The organism is Kitasatospora putterlickiae, assembly GCF_039527695.1.
GTDB classification, from domain to species: domain Bacteria; phylum Actinomycetota; class Actinomycetes; order Streptomycetales; family Streptomycetaceae; genus Kitasatospora; species Kitasatospora putterlickiae.
Genome location: NZ_BAAAKJ010000504.1, coordinates 5,281 through 8,015 on the forward strand (window position 1 = coordinate 5,281; position 2,735 = coordinate 8,015).

3 protein-coding genes are annotated in these 2,735 nt (G+C 76.5%); 1 reads left to right on the forward strand and 2 read right to left on the reverse strand.

Features of this window, described 5'->3' with window-relative positions:
- Positions 1–104 precede the first annotated feature (104 nt).
- Positions 105–809: a DUF5819 family protein gene (locus tag ABD308_RS38060; RefSeq protein WP_344345441.1), complete on the reverse strand. Its 705-nt coding sequence runs from the start codon at positions 807–809 to the stop codon at positions 105–107.
- Between the two features lie 99 nt (positions 810–908).
- Entirely contained in the window at positions 909–2,081 is a 1,173-nt protein-coding gene (locus ABD308_RS38065) for a rhodanese-like domain-containing protein (protein WP_344345443.1), read from the reverse strand.
- 243 nt (positions 2,082–2,324) lie between these two features.
- Between ABD308_RS38065 and ABD308_RS38070 the strand changes: the two genes are divergently transcribed.
- Positions 2,325–2,735, forward strand: a 411-nt coding sequence (locus tag ABD308_RS38070) for a PAS domain-containing protein (protein ID WP_344345445.1), incomplete at its 3' end; no start/stop codon positions are given.

Consider the following 2,735-nt stretch of genomic DNA (forward strand, 5'->3'; position numbering starts at 1 on the left):
CCGGCGCGGGCCGGACGGCGCGCCGCCGCCGCCGACCGGCGGCCCGGGCTGGCGGGGGACCTCGTCGAGCAGCCGCTCCCGCGCCCCGGCCGGGGTGGCGCCGCTCACCACAGCCCCCGCACGTCCTCGTCCCGCACCGGCCACCAGGGCAGCTCGCGCACCCTCGGCGCGGGCGGCGCCGCCTCCCCGCTCCAGTCCGGCGGTGCGACGGTCGTCGTGGTCACCCGCAGCTCGACCGCCACCACCGGCCGCCCGTCGACGCCGCGGCCGATCCGCTGCACCGCGATCCGCTTCAGGTACTCCTCGGCGAGCCGCCCGCGCTCCGTGGTCGGCGACTCGTCCTGGGCGTCGTGCGAGCCGTCGTAGAAGTCCCAGGCCCGGCGCAGCAGGTTCTGGTCGGCGTGACCGGGCGCCGGGTTGCCCCGGATCGCCGCGACGTCCTGCGCGGTCAGCCCCACCCAGTCGTGGACCACGGCGTCGCCGTCCGCCGACGCGGTCCGCACCCGGGCGTCCACCGCGACGTTCTGCTGCAGCGGATTGGGCGCGAACAGCTTCCAGTTCTGCTCGAACTCCGGGTAGATCAGGCCGTCCAGCTGCTCCCGGTACTCCCGGGAGAGCGAATTGGCGGGCGCCACGTGCAGGAAGACCGCGCCGAGGAACAGCCCGGTGGCCGTCACCAGCAGGGCCGCGGCCGCGACCAGCACGACCCGGGCGGGCGCCGACCGGGCCCGGGGGGCGGGCGGTTGGTCCAGTCTCTCGGCGTGTTCGGCGTGCTCGGCGTGCTCATCGGCCTCGGCGGTCTCGGCCATGGACTCCCCCGGGGACGGGTGGGGCCGGCACCGCACCGGCCCGGTCGCGCGCCCATCCTGCCCTAATAGCGGCGCCCCGCCGAGCCCCCGGTCCGCCCGCTAGAGGACGAAGGCGTCCTGCCCGTCGCCGCTCACCATCGGACGGCCAGCGCCGTCCCAGGCGTACATCCCGCCGTCGACGTTGACCGCGTCCCGGCCGTTCTGCACCAGGTACTGGACGACCTGCGCGGAACGCCCGCCGACCCGGCAGAGCACGTACAGCCGCTCGTCCGGCAGCTCGCCGATCCGCGCGATCACCTCGCCGATCGGGATGTGCAGTGCGCCCTCCACGTGCCCGGCGTCCCACTCGTCCTGCTCCCGGACGTCCAGCAGGGCGGCGTCGGCGGGCACGGCGGCGGCGTCGATGGTGGGGATCTGCGCGAACATCGTCTGGTTCTCCTGGGGGTCGGGACCGGCCCCGTCATTCTCCCCCACCGGGCCGCCGAGCAGTCCCTCCAGCTCGGACTGCTGGGCGGCGGCCTTGGCCAGCAGCTGCTCGGCCAGCTCGGTCAGCAGCCCGTCGGGGTCCTGCGGGGCGAGCGCCAGCAGCTCGCCCATCGCGCTGCGCTCCAGCCGGACCTGCTCGGCGGCGAGTTCGCCGATCCGGCCGGTCAGCCACTCCAGCCGGCGGCGCAGCCAGCCGAGCCGGTCGGGGGAGTCGACCGCGGGCGCCGCCTCGGGCGCGGTGGACCACTCGGCGGCCAGCGCCTCCAGCGCGCCGGTGTCGCCGTACGCGTAGGCCTCGTTGACCCGGGCCAGGAACGCCGCGCGGCGGCTCTGCTCCTGCGGGTCGGTGGACAGGTCCGGGTGGGCGCGGCGGACCAGCTCGCGGTAGATCCGCTGGGCGTCCCGGCCGGGCCGCACCCGGGTGGGCGCGGCGGGCGGCGGCGGGGCCTCCTCCTGCTGCTCGCCCCGCTCCCGGACGCTGTCGAACAGCGCGTCCAGGTCCGGCAGCTCCTCGACCCGCCGCCGGGCCTCGCGGGCCCGCCGCAGGTCCTCCGGGTCCCCGGTGCGGACGGCCACGGCCTCCGCGAGCAGCGCGTCCAGCTCGTCCAGCCGGGCGTACAGCGGCCCGAGCAGCTGGTGGTGGATCAGCGCGAAGTTGTCGATCTCGACCCGCAGCGTCCGCACGTCGACGTCCATCGTGAGCCAGGCGAGTTCGGCGGCCTCGACCCGCTCCTCCAGCTCCTGCTGTGCCGGGTCCGTCCAGCGGACCGGGATCTGCGCGGTCACCTCTCGCCTCCTCCTGCGTGCCGTCCTGCGACCCTACCGCCCGCCCACGCACCGCCATCGCGGGGTGGACGGGGAGTGCGGACCGGCGCGCGGCACGCGACACGCAACCGATACCGAGGAATCTCCCCGTTTCGCTATCGACTCCCGGCCCGTCCGTGCTTCGCTGGTATCCGCACAGCATGCCTTCCTCCGGAGAAACGGCCGTCTCCCGACGCGGCGGCCAGGCGGGAGCAGACCGAATCCATGGTGGACGACCCCAACTCCACACCGCGTCCGGCGGGCACCGACCCGGCGCCCCGCACCGCACCGGGTGACCAACCGTCAGGAGTGGTCGCCCTGGTCCGGCTCGCCCTCGTGCTGGTCGACCGCGACGGGCGGATCGCCCAGTGGAGCCGGGCCGCCGAGGAGCTGTTCGGACACCGCGCGGAGGCCGTCCACGGCCGCCCCGCCGTCGGCCTGCTGCCCGCCGCGGAGCCGCGCGGCGGGTCCGGCCCGGCCGCCGGACGCCGCCGGGACACCTTCGCCGCCCTCACCCGGCTGACCCCGGCCGGCGCCGCCTGGGCGGGCCAGCTGCCCGTGGTCGACCGCGAGGAGCACCTGCGGGACGTGTTCTGGTGGGCCTACCCGGTGGACGGCCCGGCCGGCGGACTGCTG

What these genes read in the sequence shown, in the direction of transcription:
- ABD308_RS38060 (WP_344345441.1), bottom strand. Translation starts at nt 809, where the DNA reads ATGGCCGAGACCGCCGAGGCCGATGAGCACGCCGAGCACGCCGAACAC.